The 24,227-nt window shown below is 58.9% G+C and carries 24 protein-coding genes; 15 read left to right on the top strand and 9 right to left on the bottom strand.

The genetic code is table 11. The annotated features are described in order from the left end of the window. Window positions 1-15: 15 nt before the first annotated feature. The 4 genes from BK658_RS16025 to dksA form a co-directional block, all read right to left on the bottom strand. The gene (locus BK658_RS16025; RefSeq protein ID WP_162491270.1) at window positions 16-2,970 is read right to left on the bottom strand and encodes a sensor histidine kinase; all 2,955 of its coding nucleotides are present in this window, start codon (window positions 2,968-2,970) and stop codon (window positions 16-18) included. Beyond that, window positions 2,954-3,130 (bottom strand): hypothetical protein, encoded by a 177-nt coding sequence (locus tag BK658_RS16020; protein ID WP_003176118.1) that lies wholly within the window; start codon window positions 3,128-3,130, stop codon window positions 2,954-2,956. Before BK658_RS16020 ends, BK658_RS16025 begins: the two co-directional genes overlap by 17 nt. A 77-nt stretch (window positions 3,131-3,207) precedes the next feature. Next, complete coding sequence (gluQRS, locus tag BK658_RS16015) at window positions 3,208-4,104, bottom strand: tRNA glutamyl-Q(34) synthetase GluQRS (protein ID WP_123583120.1); 897 nt, start codon at window positions 4,102-4,104, stop codon at window positions 3,208-3,210. Between the two features lie 99 nt (window positions 4,105-4,203). After that, window positions 4,204-4,647 carry an RNA polymerase-binding protein DksA gene (gene dksA, locus BK658_RS16010; protein WP_123423639.1) on the bottom strand — a complete coding sequence of 148 codons (444 nt, stop codon included), beginning with the start codon at window positions 4,645-4,647 and terminating at the stop codon, window positions 4,204-4,206. A 331-nt stretch (window positions 4,648-4,978) separates the two neighbouring features. On the opposite strand from dksA, the gene BK658_RS16005 reads away from it, so the two are divergent. Together BK658_RS16005 and sfsA are read left to right on the top strand one after the other, a co-directional pair. Beyond that, window positions 4,979-6,151 (top strand): pyridoxal phosphate-dependent aminotransferase, encoded by a 1,173-nt coding sequence (locus BK658_RS16005; RefSeq protein WP_123583119.1) that lies wholly within the window; start codon window positions 4,979-4,981, stop codon window positions 6,149-6,151. After that, window positions 6,151-6,864 (top strand): DNA/RNA nuclease SfsA, encoded by a 714-nt coding sequence (gene sfsA / locus BK658_RS16000; protein ID WP_123583118.1) that lies wholly within the window; start codon window positions 6,151-6,153, stop codon window positions 6,862-6,864. The genes BK658_RS16005 and sfsA overlap by 1 nt, the downstream gene beginning before the upstream one ends. Window positions 6,865-6,876: 12 nt before the next feature. Here sfsA and BK658_RS15995 read toward each other — a convergent pair whose 3' ends face one another. Further along, window positions 6,877-7,194 (bottom strand): Rieske (2Fe-2S) protein, encoded by a 318-nt coding sequence (locus BK658_RS15995; RefSeq protein ID WP_123583117.1) that lies wholly within the window; start codon window positions 7,192-7,194, stop codon window positions 6,877-6,879. Between the two features lie 185 nt (window positions 7,195-7,379). Between BK658_RS15995 and BK658_RS15990 the strand changes: the two genes are divergently transcribed. Genes BK658_RS15990 through BK658_RS15975 form a run of 4 tightly spaced genes read left to right on the top strand, consistent with a single transcriptional unit; the run spans window position 7,380 to window position 10,929 of the window. Beyond that, entirely contained in the window at window positions 7,380-8,267 is an 888-nt protein-coding gene (locus BK658_RS15990; RefSeq protein WP_123583116.1) for a heme/hemin ABC transporter substrate-binding protein, read from the top strand. A gap of 50 nt (window positions 8,268-8,317) precedes the next feature. Then, window positions 8,318-9,301 (top strand): FecCD family ABC transporter permease, encoded by a 984-nt coding sequence (locus tag BK658_RS15985; RefSeq protein ID WP_185019842.1) that lies wholly within the window; start codon window positions 8,318-8,320, stop codon window positions 9,299-9,301. After that, window positions 9,301-10,068, top strand: a complete 768-nt coding sequence (locus tag BK658_RS15980) for a heme ABC transporter ATP-binding protein (RefSeq protein ID WP_123583114.1) — start codon at window positions 9,301-9,303, stop codon at window positions 10,066-10,068. The genes BK658_RS15985 and BK658_RS15980 overlap by 1 nt, the downstream gene beginning before the upstream one ends. A 9-nt stretch (window positions 10,069-10,077) precedes the next feature. After that, window positions 10,078-10,929, top strand: a complete 852-nt coding sequence (locus BK658_RS15975) for a ChaN family lipoprotein (protein ID WP_123583113.1) — start codon at window positions 10,078-10,080, stop codon at window positions 10,927-10,929. Between the two features lie 255 nt (window positions 10,930-11,184). On the opposite strand, the gene BK658_RS15970 is transcribed toward BK658_RS15975, so the two are convergent. The 3 genes from BK658_RS15970 to BK658_RS15960 all read right to left on the bottom strand — a co-directional run bounded on the left by BK658_RS15970 (window position 11,185) and on the right by BK658_RS15960 (window position 13,674). Next, window positions 11,185-11,457 (bottom strand): TfoX/Sxy family protein, encoded by a 273-nt coding sequence (locus BK658_RS15970; RefSeq protein WP_019691679.1) that lies wholly within the window; start codon window positions 11,455-11,457, stop codon window positions 11,185-11,187. Window positions 11,458-11,682: 225 nt separating this feature from the next. After that, window positions 11,683-12,027: a pentapeptide repeat-containing protein gene (locus BK658_RS15965; RefSeq protein ID WP_054595571.1), complete on the bottom strand. Its 345-nt coding sequence runs from the start codon at window positions 12,025-12,027 to the stop codon at window positions 11,683-11,685. Between the two features lie 90 nt (window positions 12,028-12,117). Beyond that, window positions 12,118-13,674: a bifunctional aminoglycoside phosphotransferase/ATP-binding protein gene (locus BK658_RS15960; protein ID WP_123583112.1), complete on the bottom strand. Its 1,557-nt coding sequence runs from the start codon at window positions 13,672-13,674 to the stop codon at window positions 12,118-12,120. 117 nt (window positions 13,675-13,791) lie between these two features. Between BK658_RS15960 and mrcB the strand changes: the two genes are divergently transcribed. The 3 genes from mrcB to BK658_RS15945 are packed head-to-tail and all read left to right on the top strand — an operon-like array spanning window position 13,792 to window position 17,226. Beyond that, window positions 13,792-16,116 (top strand): penicillin-binding protein 1B, encoded by a 2,325-nt coding sequence (mrcB, locus tag BK658_RS15955; RefSeq protein ID WP_123583111.1) that lies wholly within the window; start codon window positions 13,792-13,794, stop codon window positions 16,114-16,116. Between the two features lie 16 nt (window positions 16,117-16,132). Then, window positions 16,133-16,891 carry a tetratricopeptide repeat protein gene (locus tag BK658_RS15950; RefSeq protein WP_123583110.1) on the top strand — a complete coding sequence of 253 codons (759 nt, stop codon included), beginning with the start codon at window positions 16,133-16,135 and terminating at the stop codon, window positions 16,889-16,891. Then, window positions 16,891-17,226 (top strand): YqcC family protein, encoded by a 336-nt coding sequence (locus BK658_RS15945; protein WP_123583109.1) that lies wholly within the window; start codon window positions 16,891-16,893, stop codon window positions 17,224-17,226. The genes BK658_RS15950 and BK658_RS15945 overlap by 1 nt, the downstream gene beginning before the upstream one ends. Window positions 17,227-17,244: 18 nt before the next feature. Here BK658_RS15945 and BK658_RS15940 read toward each other — a convergent pair whose 3' ends face one another. Beyond that, entirely contained in the window at window positions 17,245-17,667 is a 423-nt protein-coding gene (locus tag BK658_RS15940) for a DUF4124 domain-containing protein (protein ID WP_123583108.1), read from the bottom strand. Window positions 17,668-18,066: 399 nt separating this feature from the next. Here BK658_RS15940 and BK658_RS15935 point away from each other — a divergent pair, with 399 nt between their 5' ends. The 6 genes from BK658_RS15935 (at window position 18,067) to msrQ (ending at window position 24,049) form a co-directional block, all read left to right on the top strand. Next, on the top strand, window positions 18,067-19,791 hold the full coding sequence (locus BK658_RS15935) for an acetolactate synthase 3 large subunit (protein WP_123583290.1): 1,725 nt from the start codon (window positions 18,067-18,069) through the stop codon (window positions 19,789-19,791). Between the two features lie 2 nt (window positions 19,792-19,793). Further along, entirely contained in the window at window positions 19,794-20,285 is a 492-nt protein-coding gene (gene ilvN, locus BK658_RS15930; RefSeq protein WP_003205610.1) for an acetolactate synthase small subunit, read from the top strand. A gap of 48 nt (window positions 20,286-20,333) precedes the next feature. After that, on the top strand, window positions 20,334-21,350 hold the full coding sequence (gene ilvC, locus BK658_RS15925) for a ketol-acid reductoisomerase (RefSeq protein WP_095630649.1): 1,017 nt from the start codon (window positions 20,334-20,336) through the stop codon (window positions 21,348-21,350). Between the two features lie 144 nt (window positions 21,351-21,494). Beyond that, complete coding sequence (gene pssA / locus BK658_RS15920) at window positions 21,495-22,352, top strand: CDP-diacylglycerol--serine O-phosphatidyltransferase (RefSeq protein WP_054595577.1); 858 nt, start codon at window positions 21,495-21,497, stop codon at window positions 22,350-22,352. 63 nt (window positions 22,353-22,415) lie between these two features. Then, complete coding sequence (gene msrP, locus BK658_RS15915; protein WP_123583107.1) at window positions 22,416-23,429, top strand: protein-methionine-sulfoxide reductase catalytic subunit MsrP; 1,014 nt, start codon at window positions 22,416-22,418, stop codon at window positions 23,427-23,429. Then, the gene (gene msrQ, locus BK658_RS15910) at window positions 23,429-24,049 is read left to right on the top strand and encodes a protein-methionine-sulfoxide reductase heme-binding subunit MsrQ (RefSeq protein WP_123583106.1); all 621 of its coding nucleotides are present in this window, start codon (window positions 23,429-23,431) and stop codon (window positions 24,047-24,049) included. The genes msrP and msrQ overlap by 1 nt, the downstream gene beginning before the upstream one ends. Window positions 24,050-24,227 lie beyond the last annotated feature (178 nt).

The following is a 24,227-nucleotide window of genomic DNA, read 5'->3' as shown; positions in this document are numbered from 1 at the left end:
ATACTCTCGACGGTCTCAGTTCACAGCGGACGTCGCTTCGACATGACGCGGTAAGGTCACCCGGATACGGGTGCCGCGTTGGCTTTGTGTGTCAGCCGGGCTGTCGATGGTGATTTGTCCATAATGCTCTTCAACGATGGAATAGACCAGTGCAAGGCCCAGACCGGTGCCTTCGCCAGGATCCTTGGTGGTGAAGAAGGGTTCGAACAATCGGTCCATGATGCTCGACGGGATACCACTGCCCTCGTCTTCCACGATCAGATCGATCGTGTGTTCGTTGGCTTCACTTTTTACTCGAACCGCACTGCCGGCCGGAGATGCGTCGCGGGCGTTGGACAGCAGGTTGATCAACACCTGGGCGAGCCGCTGCGGATCGCCATCGACCCAATGCTCGGGATCGCACAGGTTAAAGAACTGCACTTCGAAGTTGCGGCGGTTCAGCGCCAGCAGACCAATGGCATCCTGGGCCACTTCGGCCAGACAGACGGGTTCGTCATTGTGCTGGTGGCTGCCGGCGTGGGCGAAGCTCATCAGCGATTGAACGATGCGTGACACGCGCTTGGTCTGTTCGAGGATTTGCCCACTGATTTCCTTCAGTTCGCTGTCTTCTTCACGCTCTTCGCGCAGGTTCTGCGCCAGACACGCGATGCCGGTGATCGGGTTGCCAATTTCATGGGCCACGCCAGCCGCCAGTCGACCGATACTCGCCAAACGTTCGGAGTGCACCAGTTTGTCTTCGAGCATCTGGGTTTCAGTCAGGTCTTCCACCAGCAATACCAGGCCACTGTTACCGGGTGCGAGCGGTTCGTCGATCGCCGCTTTGTGCAGGTTCAGCCAGCGCGTCTGGCCGTCCAGGGCCAGGTGCTGTTTGTGCAAATGCTCGTCCGGAAGATTGATGAAGCCTTGCAGCAGTTCTTTCCACGGCTCGCCGAGGGTGCCCAGGCGTGAACCGACCACGCGCTGCGCGGCGATCCCGGTCAACTCCTCCATGGCTTTGTTCCACATGAGGATTTCCTGATCCTTGGCCAGCGAACAAACGCCCATCGGTAGTTCTTGCAAGGTCTGGCGGTGGTAGCGGCGCAGGGCATCGAGTTCGGCGGCAAGGCCGGTGAGGCGCGAGTGATAGTCCTCGAGACGGCTTTCGATGAAGTGAATGTCTTCGGTGACATAGTTTTCACCACCGGCCTTGTACGGCAGGAAGGTTTCGACCATGTCTTGCGCAACGCTCGGGCCCATCAGGCCGGAGAGGTTGGCTTCGATTCGGTCACGCAGTCGGCGCAAGGCGTACGGGCGACGCTCGTCGAACGGCAGGTAGAGGTCGCGCAGGGCCTGTTCGACTTCCTTTTGTGCCGCCTTGGCGCCCAGCGGTTTGGCCAGTTGGGTGGCGAACTCCTGGGGTGACGCGGCGTGCAGTTCGCGGCGTTGCGGGCGGCGCACGTTGTCTACGGCGCAGGCTTCGGCGGCGCTGGCTTCTTCAGTGCTGGCGTTGGTGAACAGCGAAATCAGCGTGAACATCAGCACGTTGGCCGCAAGCGACGCGATTGCCGCCATGTGCCAACTGGTGTCGTCGAGCACGTAGATCATGTTCAGCAATGGGATATAAAAGCCCTGCAGGTTGCCGACCAGCGGCAACAGCATGGTCACCAGCCAGACCAGAATCCCCGCCAGCAACCCGGCGATGAAGCCGCGACGGTTGGCGGTTGGCCAATACAGGACGGACAGTACGCCGGGCAAAAACTGCAGGGTGGCAACGAATGCGACGATGCCCAGGTTGGCCAGGTCCTGCTCGGCGCCCAGCAGCAGATAGAAACCATAACCGGCCATGATGATCGCGACGATCAAGGCGCGGCGGGTCCATTTCAGCCAGCGGTAGATGTTGCCTTCGGCGGGCGGTTGATACAGCGGCAGTACCAGGTGGTTCAGGGCCATCCCGGACAGCGCCAGGGTGGTGACGATGATCAGGCCGCTGGCAGCTGACAAACCACCGACGTAGGCCAGCAGTGCCAGGGCCTTGCTGTTGGCGGCGATGCCGACGCCGAGGGTGAAGTATTCCGGGTTGGTCGTGGCGCCAAGTTTGAGGCCGGCCCAGAGAATCAGCGGTACGGCCAGGCTCATCAGCAGGAGGAACAACGGCAAGCCCCAGCTCGCACTGACCAGCGAGCGCGGGTTGAGGTTTTCGGTGAAGGTCATGTGGTACATGTGCGGCATCACGATCGCCGAGGCGAAGAACACCAGCAGCAGCGTGCGCCATGGGCCTTCTTGCAGCGGCGTGTGCAGGGCGGCGAGGGCGGTCTGGTTTTGCAGCAACCAGACTTCCAGCTGTTGCGGGCCGTCGAACACGCCGTACAAGGCGTAGAGACCAACGCCGCCAATGGCGATCAGCTTGATCACCGATTCAAAGGCAATCGCGAACACCAGGCCTTCGTGTTTCTCCCGGGTCGCTATATGCCGCGAGCCGAAGAAGATCGTGAACAGGGTGATCAGTGCACAAAAACTCAGGGCGACCCGATGCTGCACCGGCTCACGGGTGAGGATGCCAATCGAGTCGGCGACCGCCTGAATCTGCAATGCAAGCAACGGCAGCACGCCGATCAGCATGAAGATGGTGGTCAGCGCGCCGGCCCAGGTACTGCGGAAACGAAACGCAAACAGGTCGGCCAGAGAAGAAAGCTGATAGGTGCGGGTGATCTTCAGAATCGGGTACAGCAACACCGGCGCCAGCAGAAACGCCCCGGAGACACCTAGATAGCTGGACAGAAAGCCGTAGCCGTACTGATACGCCAAACCAACCGTGCCATAAAACGCCCACGCACTGGCGTAGACACCCAATGACAAGGTGTAGGTCAGCGGGTGGCGAATGATCGCTCGTGGGATCATTCCGCGTTCACTGATCCAGGCAACACCAAACAGCACCGCCAGGTAGGCGGCACTGATCAGGATCATCTGGGTCAGGCTAAAGCTCATCGGCATCTTTTTGGCTCTGCAGGATGAAGGTCACGACGATCAGAATCAGCCACAGCAGATACGGGCGATACCAGGCGCCAGTGGCGTCGATCCACCAGTCCATGATGGCTGGGGAGAACAGATAGATCCCCACTACCAGGAGCAGGACCAAGCGATAGATGTACATCCCGGCCTCTCTTTATTGTGTGCGTGCCCGAAAACGTGCGGCGATGGTAACGGATGGGCGCCAACCTGCAAGCTTAGTCAGCGTAATTGCGCTTCGGGCAGTGTCAGTGTGCGCGGGATTAACCTCGCATCCCAGTGCCTGATACCCCAATTCAATACTTCCCTGGGGCTGGCATCGTCGAGTTCGCTGCCGGGGTTTTGCCCCAGCGCGCGCAGGGCACGCAGCAACAACGGTGTGGCTTGATCTTCGGTCAACGGCGGCGAGCGGTAGGACTTGCCGAGCTTGTTACCGTCCGGCTGGGTAATCAGCGGCAGGTGCAGATAGCGCGGTTGCGGCAAGCCGAGCAGTTCTTGCAGGTACAACTGGCGTGGGGTGGAGTCGAGCAGGTCGGCACCGCGGACAATATCGGTGATGCCTTGCCAGGCGTCGTCGAGCACCACTGCCAGTTGATAGGCGTAGAGCCCGTCGCGCCGGCGGATTACGAAGTCGCCGACCTCACGGCCCAGGTGCTGGCGGTATTCGCCTTGCACGCGGTCGGTGAAGTGATATTCCAGTTCCGGGACGCGCAAGCGGATTGCGGTGTCTTCGCTGGCATGACCGGCGTTGCGGCACAGGCCTGGATAAATTCCGTGATAAGGCGCCAGTTTTTTCCGCGAGCAGGTGCAGGCGTAGGCCAGGCCGTGGTTGAACAGTTGATTCAACACCTGTGCGTAGGCGTCGTGACGGTCGCTCTGGCGGACCATTTCGCCGTCCCATTCGAAACCGTAGCTTTCCAGTGCCTTGAGGATCGCCGCCTGGGCGCCGGGCTCCTCCCGAGGCGGGTCGAGGTCTTCCATGCGCAACAGCCAGCGGCCGCCAACCGAGCGGGCGTCAAGGTACGAGGCCAATGCCGCGACCAGCGAGCCGAAGTGCAGGTGCCCGCTGGGGGTGGGGGCGAAGCGCCCGATGTAGGCGGGGGATTTGATGGCAGTCATGGGCGCGATGTTAATTGAAAGAACAAAACAGTCAGAAACAAAAACGGAGCGTTCGCACGCTCCGCTTTTTGTTCAGGTTGATGCCGTTCAAGCCGACGCTTACTTGCCGACTTGCTTTTCCTTGATCTCTGCAAGGGTCTTGCAGTCGACGCACATGTCAGCGGTAGGGCGTGCTTCCAGGCGTTTGACACCAATCTCGACGCCGCAAGACTCGCACCAGCCGTATTCTTCGTCTTCGATCAGTTGCAGGGTCTTGTCGATTTTCTTGATCAGCTTGCGCTCGCGGTCGCGGGCACGCAGTTCGAGGCTGAATTCTTCTTCCTGACTGGCACGGTCGGCCGGGTCGGGGAAGTTCGCCGCTTCGTCCTTCATGTGATCAACAGTGCGGTCGACTTCCTGCATCAAGTCCTGTTTCCACTTGTTCAGGATCTTGGTGAAGTGCGCGCGCATGGGCTGGCCCATGTACTCCTCGCCCTTCACTTCTTTGTAGGGTTCGAAGCCGCTGATCGACTGGTTCTGCTGTTGCTTTGCTTGGGTGGGCATGAAATGGACCGCCTCTACTCTTGTAATCCATTGCGCAGGATTGCTCCATCACCGACACCTGCCGGCCCTGCGGCTGCAAGCGGGCGAACTTACCAGATCAAATCGGAGCGCGCTACTCCCGGATGTCGAGGCTGCGGTCCGTAAGGCTTGCAAATGTTTGCAAAGCCTTGTCTGGTGGGTCTGGAGGCCTGATCAGATATTGATTTTAGTCAATCCTGAGCCTTATGTATCAGCTCTTTTACGGGTGAACTTGCGGTTGTGACCGCTTTAGGTTCTCGCTCGTTCCCGGGCTTGGGTAGAATCAATTCTTTTCCCCGTTGAAGGAAGGCTAATGGCTCAGCCCTACAGTGCGCGCAGCCGCGCTATCGAACCTTTCCATGTCATGGCATTGCTGGCGCGCGCCAATGAATTGCAAGCGGCCGGGCACGACGTGATTCACCTGGAAATCGGCGAACCGGACTTCACCACCGCCGAGCCGATCATCAGGGCCGGCCAGGCGGCGCTGACGGCGGGGAAAACCCGTTACACCGCGGCTCGCGGCATTCCAGAGCTGCGTGAAGCCATTTCGGGCTTCTATGAACAACGTTACGGGTTGAACATCGACCCACAGCGCATCCTGATCACACCGGGCGGTTCTGGCGCGTTACTGCTGGCCAGCGCCTTGCTGGTCGATCCCGGTAAACACTGGCTGCTGGCCGACCCGGGTTACCCGTGCAACCGGCATTTCCTGCGGCTGGTGGAAGGTGCGGCGCAACTGGTGCCGGTCGGCCCGGACGTGCGCTATCAGCTGACGCCAGGCCTGGTCGAGCGTTACTGGGACCACGACAGCGTTGGCGCACTGGTCGCTTCACCGGCCAACCCGACCGGGACTATCCTGACCCGCGATGAACTGGCCGGGCTGTCTGCAGCAATCAAAGAGCGCCACGGTCATCTGGTGGTGGACGAGATTTATCACGGCCTGACCTACGGCACCGACGCCGCCAGTGTGCTGGAAGTCGATGACAGCGCTTTTGTGCTGAACAGTTTCTCCAAATACTTCGGCATGACCGGCTGGCGCCTCGGTTGGCTGGTGGCCCCGGCGGCGGCTGTCGGCGAGTTGGAAAAACTCGCGCAGAACCTTTACATCAGCGCGCCGAGCATGGCCCAGTACGCGGCCCTCGCCTGCTTCGAGCCGGACACCTTGAGCATTCTCGAAGAACGCCGGGCCGAGTTCGGGCGCCGGCGTGACTTCCTGTTGCCAGCCTTGCGCGAGTTGGGTTTCGGGATCGCCGTGGAGCCGGAAGGCGCCTTCTATCTGTATGCCGACATCAGTGCCTTTGGTGGTGATGCGTTTGCCTTCTGCCGGCACTTTCTGGAAACCGAACACGTTGCCTTCACCCCGGGCCTGGATTTTGGCCGGTATCAGGCCGGTCATCACGTGCGGTTCGCCTACACCCAGAGCCTGCCGCGTTTGCAGGAGGCGGTTCAGCGGATTGCCCGTGGCCTGCGGAGCTGGCAAGGCTGATGCATTTCAATCCTCCTCTCGAAGAAGGTCGGCTGATTCGTCGCTACAAGCGTTTTCTCGCCGATATCGAAACCGTTGGCGGCGAGTTGCTGACCATTCACTGTCCCAACACCGGGTCGATGTTCAATTGCATGGTCGAAGGCGGGCAGGTCTGGTTCAGCCGTTCCAACGATCCGAAGCGCAAGTTGCCCGGTACCTGGGAAATCAGCGAGACCCCGCAAGGACGGCTGGCCTGCGTGAATACCGCGCGGGCCAATACCTTGATTGAAGAGGCGCTACGTGGCGGTTTGATCGCTGAGCTCAATGGCTTTACCGGGCTCAAGCGTGAAGTGCCGTACGGTCAGGAAAACAGCCGAATCGATTTCCGCCTCGATTACCCGAGCGGCCCGGCCTTCGTCGAAGTCAAAAGCGTCACGCTGGGCTTCGATGGCTCAGCGGTCGCGGCGTTTCCGGACGCGGTGACTCAGCGTGGTGCCAAGCACTTGCGCGAGCTGGCCTGCCTGGCGCGGGACGGTATTCGTGCGGTGCAGTTGTATTGCGTCAATCTGACCGGCATTGACTCGGTGCGCCCGGCCGAGGAGATCGATCCGGGTTATGCGGCCGCTTTGCGTGAGGCGAAAGCGGCCGGGGTTGAAGTGTTGGCGTACGGAGTGAGCCTGACCTCAAATGAAGTGCGGGTTGACCGTCGACTGGAGGTGTTGCTGAGCGCTTGAAGAGAGTCGTTCCTAAGGTTGAACCCATATTCCCGTGCTGTCTTCGCGGCACGCCAGGGCACTTAAGGACTGCCGGGCACAGGGCCCGGCCACGCATTCACCGCTTTCGATCAGAAACAGTGCGCCATGGGTGGCGCACTGGATCAGGCTGGCGCTGGGGTCGAGAAACTGGTCGGGGTGCCATTCCAGGCTGACACCGCGATGCGGGCAACGATTTTCGTACACGTAGACCTGGCCTTCACGGCGCACTGCAAACAACTTCTGGCCGTCGATCTCGAAACCACGGCTGCTGGCATCGACCAGCTCGGCGCTGGAGCAAAGAAACTTCATGACTATCCTCAAGTGCCAAAGGCTCTGGCCTCTGGCGGTGATGCGTGCGTGCTCACTGGTTAGCAAATGTGTCTGCGCTTGACGTGCAAATGCAAACAATTATCAAATGGGTGTTTCGCCCGTGGTGGCTGCGTAGCTGACGACGCCTTGATCCTGCGGGAAAACTCCATAAAGGAAACCCTGTTATGCGCCTGAGTACCAGCGCTATTGCGCTCTGTGTCGGACTTTTGGTCAATCATGGGGCTCAAGCGACCCAATTGCCGGAACGCTGGGTCAGTGCCGGCGGGGCTTTGTCGGAGTGGGTGAGTGCGTTGGGCGGCGAGTCGAAACTGGTCGGCGTCGATAGCACCAGCCAGCATCCCGAATCGCTCAAGGCCTTGCCGAGTATCGGTTATCAGCGGCAATTGTCGGCAGAGGGCATCCTGAGTTTGCGTCCGCAGATTCTTGTCGGCACCGAAGAAATGGGCCCACCGCCGGTGTTGTCGCAGATTCGCAGTGCCGGGGTGCAGGTTGAGCTGTTCTCTGCACAACCTGACTTGCCAACCCTGCAAGGCAACTTGCAGCACCTGGGTAAATTGCTCGGTAGCGAGCCGCAGGCCACGGCGTTGTTCCAGAGTTATCAACAGCAGCTTGAGCAGCAGAAAGCCTGGGTCAGCCAGGCTCAGGCCAAACAAAAAGCGCCGGGCGTGTTGCTGTTGCTGGGGCACGCTGGCGGAAAACCGCTGATTGCCGGCAAGGACACTGCAGCCGATTGGCTGTTGCAACAGGCGGGTGGGCATAACCTGGCGACCCATACCGGTTACAAGCCTTTTTCCGTTGAGTCCCTCGCGGGCCTGACGCCAGACGTGTTGGTGTTTGCCGACCGGGCGCTGACCGGTGACGCCGCGCGTGCCGCGTTGTTCAAGGAAAACCCGATTCTCGCGTCGACGCCGGCGGCCAAGGCCGGGCGGGTGTTCGAGCTGGACCCGACGCTGTTGGTTGGCGGCTTGGGACCGCGCTTGCCTTTGAGCCTGGTGAAGTTGTCCGCCGGGTTCTATCCCGCTGAATCGGCCAAGGCAACCATCGCCCCATGAGTACTCTGGTCAAACCCCGTTCGTTGTTCATTGGGCTGAGCCTACTGTGTTTGCTGGCGATCTGGCTGTCATTGGCCCTGGGCCCGGTCAGCTTGCCGCTGCTCGATACGTTGCGCGCCGCGATGCGGATGGTCGGTCTGCCGGTTCCTGCTGAAGGGCTGGAGCAGGCTGAACTGATTCTCGGGCAGATTCGTTTGCCGCGTACCTTGCTCGGTTTGGCGGTGGGCGGGGTGCTGGCGTTGTCGGGTGTGGCGATGCAGGGGTTGTTCCGCAACCCGCTGGCGGATCCGGGGTTGGTCGGCGTTTCCAGTGGTGCAGCCTTGGGCGCGGCGATTGCGATTGTCGGCGGCTCGATATTTGGCGGCTTGCCTGAGGCGGTCGGCCCTTACCTGTTATCGCTGTGTGCGTTTCTGGGTGGGCTCGGGGTGACGGCGCTGGTTTACCGTCTTGGTCGGCGTAACGGCCAGACCAACGTGGCAACCATGTTGCTGGCGGGGATTGCTCTGACGGCACTGGCCAGTTCGGCGGTGGGTTTGTTCACCTATCTGGCGGACGACGCGACCTTGCGTACGCTGACCTTCTGGAACCTGGGCAGCCTGAATGGCGCCAGCTATGCGCGGCTGTGGCCATTGTTGCTGGTGAGCACCGCGGTAGCGCTGTGGTTGCCGCGCCGGGCCAAGGCGTTGAATGCGCTATTACTCGGTGAGTCCGAGGCCAGTCATTTGGGAATCAACGTCGAAGGGCTCAAGCGTGAGCTGGTGTTCTGCACGGCGCTGGGCGTCGGCGCTGCTGTTGCGGCGGCGGGGATGATCGGTTTTGTCGGGCTGGTGGTGCCGCATCTGGTGCGACTGTTGGCGGGCCCCGATCATCGTGTGCTGTTACCGGCTTCAGTCCTGGCGGGTGCCAGCCTGTTGCTGTTTGCCGATCTGGTGGCGCGCTTGGCGCTGGCTCCGGCTGAATTGCCGATCGGCATCATTACGGCGTTTATTGGCGCACCGTTTTTTCTATATTTGCTGTTACGAGGTCGCGCCTGATGCTGCGAGTGGAAAATCTGCAGATCTGCCGCGGCAAGAAAATCGTCCTGGCAGATATCGATCTTGAGCTCAAGCCGGGCGAAGTCCTCGGAGTGCTGGGCCCCAACGGCGCAGGCAAAAGCACCTTGCTCGGCGCGTTATGTGGCGAATTGCGTCCTGATCACGGGCGTGTCTGGCTCGATCAGCGCGAGTTAAGCCAATGGGATGGCGCACAACGGGCGCAACGTCTGGCGGTATTGCCACAGACCTCGACCCTGGGTTTTGCGTTCCGCGTCGAGGAAGTGGTCGGCATGGGCCGTTTACCGCATCAAACAGGCCGGGTGCGCGATGACGAAATTGTCGCTGCGGCCTTGCAGGCCGCCGATGTCGAGCATTTGAGTGGCCGCAGTTACCTGGCTCTGTCTGGCGGTGAGCGCCAGCGTGTGCATCTGGCGCGGGTGCTGGCGCAGCTTTGGCCGGGGGAGGCCGGGCAAACCTTGCTGCTCGACGAGCCGACGTCGATGCTCGATCCGCTGCATCAGCACACCACCTTGCAGGCGATTCGTGAATTCGCTGATCGCGGTGCGGCGGTGCTGGTGATTCTGCATGACCTGAATCTGGCGGCGCGTTACTGTGACCGCATCCTGTTGCTCGAAGGTGGCCGTCCGCATGCGCTGGACACACCGCAGCAGGTGCTGCGGCCGGAACCGCTCAAAGCCGTGTTCGGACTGGATGTGTTGGTGCAGCCGCACCCGGAGCGCGGGCATCCGCTGATCATCGCCCGTTGAGGTGAACTCATGCGTGGGATATTGATTCTGGCGCTGTTGTTACTGGGTTCCTGTCAAAACATGGCACCCGCTGCCGTGGATCAACCGGCTGGGGTGATTCGCGATCTGCGTAGCGGTCAGCGTCTGAGCACGCAAGCGTTGGTCGAACGGTTGGCCGGGGCGCCACGACTGATTGTTGGCGAGCAGCATGACAATCCCGATCACCATCATGCGCAACTGTGGTTATTGCAGGCATTGGCCCAGCGCCGGGCTCAGGGAAGCGTGCTGCTGGAAATGCTGACGCCGGAGCAGCAGGCGCGTGTCGATGAAGTCCATGCGTTGGAGACCGCCCGCTGGCCTGCCGATTTGCCGGCGGCATTGGCCTGGCAATCGGGTTGGGACTGGAGCCTGTATGGGCCAATTGTGCGGTATATCCTGGCTCAGCCTTATCCGTTACTGGCGGCGAATCTGGACTCGGCTGACATTCAGCGCATTTATAAGCAAGCGCCGGCCGTGAGCGGAGTCCGGTCGAATGCGCCAACGGTCAGGAATGAGCTGCTGGCGCAAATCCGCGAGTCTCATTGCGGGTTGTTACCCGAAAGCGGGATGCCGGCCATGCTGGCGGTTCAGCAACAACGTGATCGGCAAATGGCTGAGCGATTGCTGGCAGCGCCCGCGCCGGCATTGTTGTTTGCTGGCGCTTATCATGCGCGGCTGGACATTGGCGTGCCGCTGCATGTGCAGGATCTGGGTGAGCATTCGGCGCCTGTGGTGGTGATACTGGCAGAAAAGGGGGCTGTGGTCTCGTCGGCATCGGCTGATTACGTCTGGTACACGGCCGCCCGCCCCGTGCAGGACTATTGCGCGCAAATGCGTCAGTAACAAGCAGTCAGCGAATCTCGCGAAGCGCTTTTCGACAGGCAAAAAAAGACCCGGCAAAAGCCGGGTCAAATAACCGTGATTAGCCTGATGAGGAGATAATCTGAGAGTCCGAACCAATGGTCTTTCAGAAGATCAGCTGATCTCGCGATCAGTTGCGATAATCATAACGATTCTCATTTCTAAGTCAATCGCTGTTTTCTGAATTCTTTGCTCTTTTGCCAGATACTTGTCTGGATCGCCTGTAAATGCTGGGCTTTAGACCTTGTGACGTGACGAAATGGCTTCAAGCTGTTTATTGAGTGCTTCCTTGCGATCGGCGGGGATATCGTTCCAGTGCACATCCATCAGCGCCCCCTCAATTGCATACAACAACACCTTCGAGGCGCGAAACCCGCGAGTGCGTACCGCCCGATAAGCATCTACCGCGCCCAGGCGGCGCAAGTCCGAGGCACTGTGGATGCCCACGGCATGCAGCCATTGCGCCGACGTCTTGCCAAGGTTTTTCAGGTGTTGCAGTTCATCATTCATCAAGCCTCCTTGCGACAGCCGAAGATTGCGTGGGCAAGTCTCAAAGGAGTGTAGCGGTCAGTAGGAAAAGCGTGGTTGTTTGGTCAGTTTGAACGCAAAAGCTTCTAAGGCGTTCTACCAGATAGCTCTGGAAAGAGCAGTAACGACGGCAGGAAAGGGCTTGGGAAGATCAAGCATGCAGTCCGGCGCGTAGCGTGGGCACCGGACTTCAGGTGACGGCAGGTGTTAGCGGGTGCGGTAGCGCAGACGAGTGCCGAAATTCATCGACATGAGAATTTCGTCAGCACTCAGTTCGGAGGGGAAGTAAGCACCGGAGATTTGTGCGTGCGCCAAGCTCGCGCCTTCGAGGGAAGCATCACGAAAATCAATGCCGCGCAGGTCGGCAGAGCGGAAATAGGCATCGCTGAAATCAATACCTTCGGCGTTCAGCTCGCGTAGGTCGAGGCCACGAAAGTCGCCGCCCACCATATCGATAGGCCCGGACTTGGGCCTTTCGCGATTGAAGCCTTCGATGTCGTCTTTGTGCAGCAGGGCATATAGCGGGGTGTCGAGAAGTTTCGGCTGGCTCATGGTGTCACCTGTTGGTTTTATGACGCCAGTATAGTGCCACTATTTTGCAGGCGTGAAGCCGGTTAGGGCTTCGCGCCTGAATTTAGTTTCTTACAGCCCCGGCAGACGCTGGCGAATTTGCGCGACCACGGTGTCGAGGGTCCCGCTTTCATTGGTCTGAACGCGTTTGCTGCAGAGAATCTCTGCCGGAGTCAGCGGCTCGCGGCTGGCTTGTTGAGCTGCGATAACAGCCAGATTGGCGTCAGATGGATCGTTGTTGTCTGCCTGACGCTGTGCGAGCCAGCTCTCGATCACGGCTTGTGGCGCGTTGCAATCAAGGATCAGGAATGGCGCACCGGTCGCTTCGGCGATTTTTGCCGCGCTGTCGCGTTGTTCACGCTTGAGGTAAGTCGCGTCGATGACTACCGGGAAGCCGGCGCGCAGAATCACGCCAGCGATTTCATGCAGGCGGGTATAGGTGGTGGCACTGGCGTCGGCGCTGTAGATACCGGCTTGCAGGTCGTTCGGTACGCGCTGTTCGCCGAACAGGCGCTTGCGCTCGACATCGGAACGCAGGCGAATCGCGCCCAGTGCTTCTACCAGACGCATGGCTACGTGGCTTTTACCGACGGCGGAAACACCATGGGTGATCGCCATGAAGCGCGATGGAATGGTGCTGTAACTTTCCGCCAGGTTGGCGTAGTTGCGGTACTGGCGCAGGGTGGTAGCACGCTGCACCGGATCGGCCTCGGCAGGCATGCTGAACAGGGCGACCTTGGCGCGAACCAGTGCGCGGTAGGCTTTATAGAAGTTCAGCAGCTCAAGGCCCTGATAGTCGCCGGTCAGCTCCAGGTATTGGCTTATGAAACGGCGAGCCAGGCTTTTCAGGCCACGGTCTTCAAGGTCCATCGCCAGGAAACCAGTGTCGGCATAGACGTCGGTGAAGCGGAACGGCTCGTTGAATTCGATGCAGTCGAAAATCACCACGTTGCCGTCGATCACGGTGATATTGCCCAAATGGATATCACCGTGGCATTCGCGGATGAAACCTTCGGCCTTACGTTGTACCAGCAGTGGTTTCAGGCGTTCGAAACTGCTTTCGGCCCAGGCTTGCAGGGCGTCGAGTTGCAGCAGGTCGGCTTTTTCGCTGAGGAACGGGCGGATTTGTTCGAAGTTCTGCCGCACCGGTGCCATGACGCTTTCGGGCGTGCCGGCTTCATGAGCTGCCGGAACCTTCGGGGTGCTCAGGTGGAACCGGGCGATCTGCTTGGCCATCTCGTCGATGTGCGCAGTCGTCAGTTCGCCATTGGCCTGCAGGTTGCTGAGCAACTGGCTTTGCGGGAACTGGCGCATTTTCAGCGCGTAATCGAGCACTGGACCGGTGCCGCCCAATTGCGGCGCTTCAATGCTGCCGGTGATCGGCAACACTTCAAGGTACAAATCGTTGGTCAGGCGCTGGTTCAGGCGCAGTTCTTCGGCGCAGAAATGTTCGCGCGACTCGAGGCTGGTGAAGTCGAGGAAGCCGAAATTGACCGGCTTCTTCACTTTATAAGCATAGGGGCCAGTGAGCAGCACCCAGGAGATGTGCGTCTCGATGACCTGGAATCCCTCTACAGGATGCGGGTAGAGGGCCGGGTTTTGCAGGGCAGCGATCAGGGACTGGCTCACAGGTGATCCTTCAGAGTCTGGGAAAATTCAAGGGCAACATTATGGCGGCTAGCCGGGTTAACGCAAACCTCGCCGGGCTCATGTTGATCGGGAATAAAGTGCGTATAATCCGCCGCCATGACTCGTACCCGATCCCCTCGTACCCCTAAAAAACCTCCTTCTAGCGGCCTGCGCCCCTGGTTAGGCTGGGCGCTCAAGCTCAGTCTGGTCGGCCTCGTAGTGCTGGCAGGCTTCGCGGTTTACCTCGATGCCGTGGTCCAGGAGAAGTTCTCCGGCAAGCGCTGGACCATTCCGGCCAAGGTTTATGCGCGCCCGCTCGAGCTGTTCGTCGGACAAAAGCTGAGCAAGGATGACTTTCTCACCGAGCTCGATGCCTTGGGTTATCGCCGCGAAAGTGTGGCCAATGGACCTGGCGCGGCATCGGTCAACGGCAATACCGTCGATTTGAACACCCGTGGGTTCCAGTTCTATGAGGGCCTGGAGCAGGCTCAACCGGTACGTGTGCGCTTCTCGGGCGATTACGTCGCCGAGCTGTCGTCGACCAACGGTTCAAAACTGTCGGTGGTGCGCCTCGAGCCGCTGTTGATCGGTGGCCTTTACCCGAAAAACCTCGAAGACCGCATCCTGATCAAGATCGATCAAGTGCCACCGTATTTGCTCGATACGCTGGTGGCGGTGGAAGACCGTGACTTCTATCACCACTTCGGTGTATCGCCAAAATCGATCATGCGGGCTGTTTGGGTCAACACGTCGGCTGGGCAAATGCGTCAGGGCGGTAGTACGTTGACGCAGCAACTGGTCAAGAACTTCTACCTGACCAACGAGCGCAGCCTGAGTCGTAAGCTGACCGAAGCGATGATGGCGATGCTGCTTGAGTTGCACTACAGCAAGCCGGACATTCTTGAGGCTTATCTCAATGAAGTGTTCATCGGTCAGGACGGTCAGCGCGCGGTGCACGGTTTTGGGCTGGCCAGCCAGTTCTTCTTCAGCCAGCCGCTGTCCGAACTCAAGTTGCATCAAGTCGCGTTGCTGGTCGGCATGGTCAAAGGGCCGTCCTACTACAACCCGCGTCGCTACCCGGAACGCGCGCTTGAACGACGCAATCTGGTGCTCGATTTGCTGGAGCAGCAAGGGGTCGCTACCGCCGAGCAAGTCGCCGCGGCGAAGAAGATGCCGTTGGGTGTGACCAAGCGCGGCAGCCTGGCCGACAGTTCGTTCCCGGGCTTCCTCGATCTGGTCAAGCGTCAGCTGCGCGAAGACTACCGCGACGAAGACTTGACCGAAGAAGGTCTGCGGATCTTCACCAGTTTCGACCCGATCCTGCAGATGAAAGCCGAAGCCTCGGTCAACGATACCTTCAAGCGCCTTGCCGGCCGCAAAGGTTCGGATGACGTTGAAGCGGCGATGGTCGTGACCAACCCTGAAACCGGTGAAGTCCAGGCGATGATCGGTAGTCGTCAGGCTAGCTTCGCCGGCTTCAACCGCGCGCTGGATGCCGTACGGCCAATCGGTTCCCTGATCAAGCCGGCGGTATACCTGACCGCGCTTGAAAAGCCGAGCCAGTACACCTTGACCAGTTGGCTGTCCGATGAATCCTTCTCGGTCAAAGGCGCAGATGGTCAGGTCTGGAAACCGCAGAACTATGATCGTCGCTCCCACGGTACGGTTTTCCTGTACCAGGGGTTGGCGCATTCCTACAACCTGTCGACTGCGCGTCTGGGGCTGGAAGTCGGTGTGCCGAACGTCCTGAAAACCCTTGGGCGTCTGGGCATCACTCGCGAGTTTCCGGCCTTCCCGTCGATGTTGCTGGGGGCGGGTGGCATGACGCCGATTGAAGTGGCAACCATGTACCAGACGCTGGCCAACGGCGGTTTCAATACACCGATGCGCGGGATTCGCAGCGTGCTGACTGCCGAAGGTCAGCCGCTCAAGCGTTATCCGTTCCAGATTCAGCAGCGTTTCGATCCGGCTTCCATTTACCTGATCCAGAGCGCCATGCAGCGCGTGATGCGTGAAGGTACTGGCAGCTCGGTTTACAACGTGCTGCCCAAGACGCTGACGCTGGCGGGTAAAACCGGTACCAGTAACGACTCGCGAGACAGCTGGTTCGCCGGTTTCAGCCAGGATCTGCTGGCAGTGGTCTGGCTGGGTCGCGATGACAACGGCAAGACGCCGTTCACCGGTGCTACGGGCGCGCTGCAAGTCTGGACCAGTTTCATGCGCAAGGCCGACCCGTTGCCGCTGGATATGCCGCAGCCAGATAATATCGTTCAGGCTTGGGTCGATTCGCGTACCGGGCAGGGTTCTGAAGCCAGCTGCCCAGGCGCGGTGCAGATGCCGTATATTCGCGGCAGCGAACCGCCTCCTGGCGCTGCGTGCGGTGGTTCAGGCCCCTCGCCAGGCGAATCGGTGATGGATTGGGTCAAGGGCTGGATGAATTAAGCAAAGAGGGATTCAAGTGAACAAGTGGTTTATTCCAGCGGTTACGGTGACAGCCCTGGCTTTGCTCAGCGGTTGCTCCAATGTGCAGCACGGCTCGATTCCAGTGGTCGACTCCGGTACGGCCGTGTCCAACAGTGAGCGGATCTCTGCCAATGGCGGTTTCCGTAAAAGCACCGTGAAACGTCCGGCACAAGCCCAGACTCAGGCGATCCCGCAGGGTGACACTGGCGTGGTGGTGATGATCCCGGGCGGTGGCGCGACGACGTCGACGCCAATCAGCACTCAGCCGATCAGCCCTGGCCCGATCAGCAATGGTCCGATTACGCCGGGTCCAGTTGACAGCGGACCGATGCAGTCGGCGCCAATCAATCAGGGTAACTACAGCATGCCATCGACGCCGAGCGGGATTCCTTCCGCCAGCAGCGCCGGCGGTTTGTCTGCCGACGAGCAGCTGGACGGGCCGGTGCTCGCCTTGCTGACCACCGCGCAGCAGCAACAGGCGAGCGGCGATCTCAATGGTGCGTCTTCCAGCCTTGAGCGTGCTCAACGGGTTGCTCCGCGTGAGCCGCAAGTGCTTTATCGTCTGGCGCAGGTGCGCTTGGCCCAAGGTGATGCAGCGCAAGCCGAGCAGTTCGCTCGCCGCGGTTTGACGTTTGCCAATGGGCGTCCGGATCTGCAGGCAAGCCTGTGGGAGCTGATCGCCCAGGCGCGTGAGAGGCAGGGCGACTCCGCAGGCGCGGCGCAGGCTCGTCAAAAGGCCAAGGTTTCGCTCTGATGGATGTCCGTTTTCCGAAGATTGCTGAACAGCTGCTGCTGATCGAGCGTGAGTTGCGTCTTCAGGGCTGGTGGGACGAGGTCTCGCCAAGCGCTGAGGCGCTGGCCAGTGTCGAGCCATTTTCCGTCGATACGCTGGATTTCGAGCAGTGGCTGCAATGGATCTTCCTGCCACGTATGAAGACCATCCTTGAGAACAACCTGCCGCTGCCGAATGCCTCGGGCATTCAGGAAATGGCCGAGATGGTCTTCGCTGCGCGCAGTGTCCAAGGCAAGGATCGACAACTGCAAGCCTTGCTCAAAGAGTTCGATCAGCTCATCACGGCCTCCCGCTAAGCCGGAAGCTGCCAGTGCCTACTGGCAGTTATCCTTGATCTGTTTTTGTGTTTCGGTGATGCGTTCCTGACGCTGTTGGTCTGTCAGGCGGCGCATCTCACCGTCGACTTCCTCGCGTAACCTCGGATTGTTCTGCAGTTGAGCCAGGTTCGTTCGTGCCTGTTCGCAGAACGTCTTGAGCTGGGCTTTCTGCTCTGCGACCTGCTTTTTCACTGTGCTGTCGATGGCCTGTTGATCGCCTATCGCGCTGTTGCGCGGTGGAGTGGTCGGTTTGCCAGCGGACAGGGCGGGTTTCACTACGGTGGTGGCTTCCTGTCCTTGAGGCGGCTGTGCATCGAAATGGGTAACGCCCTGGCCATCAATCCATGTGTAGATCGGACTGGCCATGCACAAAGGGCTCAGGCCAATCAGCAGACTGGCCGTGAAGATCAACGTTCGCATGCCGTTTCCTTGTCGTGGGTTGCGCAATTGAAGCTAACACACCTGCTGTTTATAGGTTTTTTCTTGCGTTCTCATGCGCTTAGTTCGAATAAAGCACATTGACGGCTTGACTTGCAGAGGGCGAAACAGAAGAATCCAAAGTCCGCTGTAGAGGGACTGCCAGAAGCAGGCCCGCTCGGCAGATCATGAGGCGCACATCCGCGCCGACCTGTTACACCCGCAACGCGTTACCTCGCGCTGGGTGGGAAAGCCCCGCAACACTTGGGACGATCCCAATACTTGCTCAGTCAGTGCTGACGTAGTCGGCGACCACCGTCGCTCATGCTCTGCCGAGAAGTAAACCTATTAAGACCCGTCCCCTTATGTGGGCGGTATTCTGGCGTTTTAGAGGTGAACAACGTGGAGCTTTTATCTGGCGGTGAGATGCTCGTCCGCTTTTTGCGTGACGAAGGCGTCAAATATATCTACGGGTACCCGGGCGGTGCTCTCCTTCATGTATACGATGCCCTGTTCAAAGAACCGGAAGTGACTCACATCCTGGTTCGTCACGAACAGGCTGCGACCCATATGGCTGACGGCTATGCCCGTGCTACCGGTAAAGCCGGTGTAGTACTGGTGACCTCCGGCCCGGGCGCAACCAACGCCATCACCGGTATTGCCACGGCCTACATGGACTCCATCCCGATGGTGATCATTTCCGGCCAGGTGCCTAGCACCATGGTAGGCACCGATGCGTTCCAGGAAACCGACATGATCGGTATCTCCCGGCCGATCGTGAAACACAGCTTCATGATCAAGCACGCGTCGGAAATCCCGGAAGTCATGAAGAAAGCGTTCTACCTGGCGCAATCCGGTCGTCCTGGTCCTGTCGTTGTCGATATCCCGAAAGACATGACCAACCCGGCCGAAAAATTCGAATACGTCTTCCCGAAAAAAGCCAAGCTGCGCTCCTACAGCCCTGCTGTTCGTGGTCACTCCGGGCAAATCCGCAAGGCAGCAGAAATGCTTCTGGCGGCCAAGCGTCCCGTGCTGTACTCGGGCGGCGGCGTGATCCTCGGCGGTGGCTCCGCGCCGCTGACCGAACTGGCGCAAATGCTCAACTTGCCAGTGACCAACACCCTGATGGGCCTGGGTGCCTACCCTGGCACCGACCGTCAGTTCATCGGCATGCTCGGCATGCACGGTAGCTACACCGCCAACCTGGCCATGCACCATGCTGACGTGATTCTCGCTGTCGGCGCGCGTTTCGATGACCGTGTGATCAACGGCCCGGCCAAGTTCTGTCCGAACGCCAAGATCATTCACATCGACATCGATCCGGCTTCGATTTCCAAGACCATCAAAGCAGACGTGCCTATCGTTGGCCCGGTTGAGAGCGTCCTGACCGAAATGGTCGCGATCCTCAAGGAAATCGGCGAGACCCCGAACAAGGAGTCCGTTGCCAGCTGGTGGAAGCAAGTTGACGAGTGGCGCGGTGATCGCGGCCTGTTCCCTTATGAAAAGGGCGACGGCAGCGTCATCAAACCGCAAACCGTGATCGAAACCCTCTGCGAAGTGACCAAGGGCGATGCCTTTGTGACCTCCGATGTGGGTCAGCACCAGATGTTCGCGGCGCAGTACTACAAGTTCAATAAGCCGAACCGCTGGATCAACTCCGGTGGCCTGGGCACCATGGGCTTCGGTTTTCCGGCGGCTATGGGCATCAAATTGAGCTTCCCGGATGCCGACGTCGCCTGCGTGACGGGCGAGGGCAGTATCCAGATGAACATTCAGGAACTGTCCACCTGCCTGCAATACGGTTTGCCGGTAAAAATCGTCATCCTGAACAACGGTGTTCTGGGTATGGTTCGCCAGTGGCAGGACATGAGTTACGGCAGCCGTCACTCGCACTCCTACATGGAATCGTTGCCTGACTTCGTCAAGCTGGCAGAGGCCTATGGTCACGTCGGCGTGCGCATCACCGACTCGAAGGATTTGAAGTCGAAGATGGAGGAAGCGTTCGCCATGAAAGATCGCTTGGTGGTGCTCGATATTTCGGTCGACACCAGCGAGCACGTCTATCCGATGCAGATCAAAGACGGCTCCATGCGCGATATGTGGCTGAGCAAGACGGAGCGTACGTAATCATGCGGCATATTATTTCCTTGCTTCTGGAAAACGAACCGGGCGCTCTGTCTCGTGTAGTCGGCCTGTTCTCGCAGCGCAACTACAACATCGAGAGCCTGACCGTGGCACCTACCGAAGACCCGACCCTGTCGCGTCTGACGCTGACCACTGTTGGCCACGATGAAATCATCGAGCAGATCACCAAGAACCTGAACAAGCTGATCGAAGTGGTCAAGCTGGTCGACCTGTCGGAAAGCGCTCACATCGAGCGCGAACTGATGCTGGTCAAGGTCAAGGCCACCGGCGCCCAGCGCGCCGAGATCAAACGCACTACCGATATTTATCGTGGACAGATCGTCGATGTCAGTGCCAGCGTGTATACCGTTCAATTGACCGGTACCAGCGATAAGCTCGACAGTTTCATTCAGTCGATCGGCACTGCCTCGATTCTGGAAACCGTACGCAGTGGCGTCACCGGGATTGCCCGTGGCGACAAAGTACTCAGCATCTAAACCAAATTAGCGAATGGCCTGAACGGCCTGGATATATAGGGGAAATTCATGAAAGTTTTCTACGATAAAGACTGTGACCTGTCGATCATCCAGGGCAAGAAAGTTGCCATCATCGGTTACGGTTCCCAGGGCCACGCTCAAGCGTGCAACCTGAAAGACTCCGGCGTTGACGTTACTGTCGGTCTGCGTAAAGGTTCGGCTACTGTTGCCAAAGCCGAAGCTCACGGCCTGAAAGTGACTGACGTTGCTTCTGCTGTTGCTGCAGCCGACCTGGTCATGATCCTGACCCCGGACGAGTTCCAGTCCGCCCTGTACAAGAACGAAGTCGAGCCGAACATCAAGAAAGGCGCCACTCTGGCCTTCTCCCACGGCTTCGCGATCCACTACAACCAGGTTGTGCCGCGCGCTGACCTCGACGTGATCATGATCGCGCCGAAGGCTCCGGGCCACACCGTGCGCTCCGAGTTCGTAAAAGGCGGCGGTATCCCTGACCTGATCGCTATCTATCAGGATGCTTCCGGCAACGCCAAAAACGTTGCACTGTCCTACGCTGCTGGCGTTGGCGGTGGTCGTACCGGCATCATCGAAACCACCTTCAAGGACGAGACCGAAACCGACTTGTTCGGCGAGCAAGCCGTTCTGTGCGGCGGTACCGTTGAACTGGTCAAAGCCGGTTTCGAAACCCTGGTTGAAGCTGGCTACGCGCCAGAAATGGCCTACTTCGAATGCCTGCACGAACTGAAACTGATCGTTGACCTCATGTACGAAGGCGGTATCGCCAACATGAACTACTCGATCTCCAACAACGCCGAGTACGGCGAGTATGTTACCGGCCCTGAGGTCATCAACGCTGAATCCCGTCAGGCCATGCGCAATGCCCTGAAACGTATTCAGGACGGCGAATACGCCAAGATGTTCATCAGCGAAGGTGCTACCGGCTATCCTTCGATGACCGCCAAGCGTCGTAACAACGCTGCGCACGGCATCGAGATCATCGGCGAGCAACTGCGCTCGATGATGCCGTGGATCGGCGCCAACAAAATCGTCGACAAAGCCAAAAACTAAGTCGCGAGTTTGTACAGAAAACGCGGCTTAGGCCGCGTTTTTTCGTTTGAGTGGTCGGTTCTGGTATAAAGCTGCATCGTTTGCGGCCGAACCGTTGTCGCAGACACCTGTCGAAACTTTCCACACCGTTGCAAGGTAATGTCCATGAGCGAACGTCCCGAAGAGCCAAACCAGGCCTCTGACGCCGAAAGCCTGCTACCCATCGATGAGCATGTCGAAGAAGGGCATGACGCTGAAGGCCGTAAAGTCCGGCATCGTGGTATCTATCTTCTGCCGAATCTGTTCACCACTGCGAACCTGTTCGCAGGGTTTTATTCCATCATCAACTCGATGAGCGCCCAGAGCGCCTTGAGTGCCGGTGATGCTGCAAGCGCGAGCAAGTACTTTGCTTTTGCGGCGATCGCGATTTTCGTCGCCATGGTCCTCGACGGCCTTGATGGTCGGGTAGCGCGCATGACCAATACCCAAAGCGCCTTCGGTGCCGAGTACGACTCGCTGTCGGACATGGTCGCCTTTGGTGTCGCGCCGGCATTGCTGGCGTTTGGCTGGGCGCTGGGGGATATGGGCAAGGTTGGCTGGATGGTTGCCTTCATCTATGTTGCGGGCGCGGCATTGCGTCTGGCGCGCTTCAATACTCAGGTCGGGACTGCGGATAAACGTTACTTCATCGGTCTGGCCAGTCCGGCCGCTGCCGGGGTAGTCGCAGGCATTGTCTGGGCATTCAGTGATTACGGGATTCAGGGCTCCAAGATGTCCTTCCTGGTTGCGCTGATGGTTGCCGCCGCCGGGATGCTGATGGTCAGCAACATCAAGTACAACAGCTTCAAAGAGCTGGACCTGAAGGGGCGTGTACCTTTCGTGGCGATCCTGGCTGTGGTGCTGGTGTTTGCGGTGGTCTTCAGCGATCCGCCACGCATTCTGCTGCTGGTTTTTCTCGCCTATGCAGCTTCTGGCCCGGTGCAGTACCTGTTGCATCTTCGTCGGCACAAAAACGCCGAGTGATGTAATTTCCCCCATACTCCGCAGTCTATTGGTGCATCTGTCCTCCAATTCTGCGGAGTTGTCATGTTATTCAAGTTTCCCAAGTCGTCCGACTGTCATGAGTCGGACGTCACGCCTGAGTCTCTCTATCTCTCTCGTCGCAGTGTGCTTGGTGGGGCGATCGCCGGTATGGCGGTCAGCGGCCTGCCACGTTGGGCCAGCGCTGACGGCGCGGCTCGGTACGCGGATGTCGAGCCGGGCAAGGCGTCTTCCTGGTTTTCCGAAAAGCTCCCTGCAACCAAATGGGGGGCGGTGACCGTCAAGGATGAGGCTGTCACGCCATTCAAGGACGCGACTCACTACAACAACTTCTATGAGTTCGGTACTGACAAGGGCGACCCCGCGCAGAACGCTGGCGCGCTGAAAACCGAGCCATGGTCTGTAGTTGTCGATGGCGAGGTGGGTAAGCCAGGGCGTTATGCGCTGGAGGACTTCATGAAGCCGTATCAGTTGGAGGAGCGCATCTATCGTCTGCGCTGTGTAGAAGCCTGGTCGATGGTGATTCCGTGGATCGGTTTTCCCATCTCGGCGTTACTCCGCCAGGTCGAGCCGACCTCCAAGGCAAAGTACATTCGTTTTGAAACCTTGCAGGACCCCAAGACCATGCCCGGGCAGCGTTCTGGTTTCGCCTTGATCGACTGGCCTTATGTAGAAGGGCTACGTCTGGATGAGGCGATGAATCCGCTGGCGATTCTTGCAGTTGGCATGTATGGCCGTGAGTTGCCCAACCAGAACGGCGCTCCGTTGCGTTTGGTGGTGCCGTGGAAATACGGGTTCAAGAGCGTCAAATCCATCGTGCGCATCAGTCTGGTCAGCGAGCAGCCGAAAACCACTTGGCAGAGCATCGCGTCCGATGAGTATGGCTTTTACGCGAACGTGAACCCGACGGTTGATCATCCGCGTTGGACTCAGGCCAGGGAGCGGCGCCTGCCGAGCGGGTTGTTCAAGCCTAATGTGCGTGACACACAGATGTTCAATGGCTATGCAGATGAAGTCGCTTCTCTCTATACGGGCCTCGATCTGCGGAAGAATTACTGATGCGTTTTCCAATGTGGCGCATCAGCGTCTTTATAGTTGCGGCGGTGTGGCCGTTACTCTGGCTGTATGAGGCCTGGAGCTTTGCTTTGGGGCCGGATCCGGGAAAGGTGCTGGTTGATCGACTGGGGTTGGGGGCGTTGGTTCTGCTATTGATCACCTTGAGCATGACGCCTATGCAGAGGCTGACAGGGTGGGCAGGCTGGATTGCTGTTGGACGACAGCTCGGTTTGTGGTGCTTTGCGTATGTTGTTCTGCATCTGAGTGCCTATCTGCTTTTCATACTCGGTCTTGATTGGTCTCAGTTGGGTGTAGAGCTAAGCAAGCGGCCGTACATTATTATCGGCAGTCTGGGATTCCTGTGTTTGCTGGCGCTGGCGGTAACGTCCAATCGTTACAGTCAGCGACGTTTGGGTGTCCGCTGGAAGAAGTTGCATCGCCTGGTCTATGTGGTCCTTGGTCTTGGGTCGCTGCATATGCTCTGGATAGTTCGGGCGGATCTAAAGGAGTGGGTGATGTATGCATCTATAGGCGCACTGCTGTTAGTGCTGCGAGCACCCTCTGTAATGCGCCGAATCTCTCGAATGATGACCGGAAAAGCACCTTCTGCAACAAAAGCGTAATTAACCCTTGACGGCAGATTCTGGAAGTCTATAATTCGCCCCACTTCCGGCGCAGTCGAAACGGAAAACTCCTTGGTAAACAAAGAGTTACGCAGTTTTCGACAGCGGTTAAGCTTCAGTTCATTGAAGCCCGAAGGAGTTGAAAGAGCGGTGTTGTTTGGCTCTTTTAACGGTTCGA

Source organism: Pseudomonas brassicacearum, assembly GCF_003732175.1.
GTDB lineage: Bacteria > Pseudomonadota > Gammaproteobacteria > Pseudomonadales > Pseudomonadaceae > Aquipseudomonas > Aquipseudomonas brassicacearum_G.
The sequence above is the reverse complement of the archived record's forward strand: the minus strand, read 5'-3'. Positions and strand labels throughout refer to the sequence as shown.